At 75.3% G+C, this 271-nt stretch carries 1 protein-coding gene; it reads left to right on the top strand.

Features of this window, described 5'->3' with window-relative positions; genetic code table 11:
• Positions 1-82 precede the first annotated feature (82 nt).
• A partial coding sequence (locus AC1RPK_RS07725; protein WP_481769351.1) for a hypothetical protein occupies positions 83-271 on the top strand: 189 nt, incomplete at its 3' end.

The following is a 271-nucleotide window of genomic DNA, read 5'->3' on the forward strand; positions in this document are numbered from 1 at the left end:
GGTTCGTGGGGCTGTTCGTCCTGTCCGGGGTGTTCGCGTTCGCGGGGGCCCTCGCCGTCGCCCGCGTGAAGGCGGTGCGCTGATGACGAACCCGATCGACCTGACCGCCAAGCCCGGCGCGGCCGAGCGCACCTGGACGACGCCCGACGTCTTCTGGCCCGCGCTGAGCGCGGCGAGCGCCCGGCTCGACCCCGCGTTCGGCGTGCTCCACGTCCCGGCGCTGCGGCACAACGCGCACGACATGCTGCGCCGGGCGGCCGGCAAGCCCATC

The sequence above is a fragment of the Dellaglioa sp. CoH-55-MRSF-6 genome, assembly GCF_056782215.1.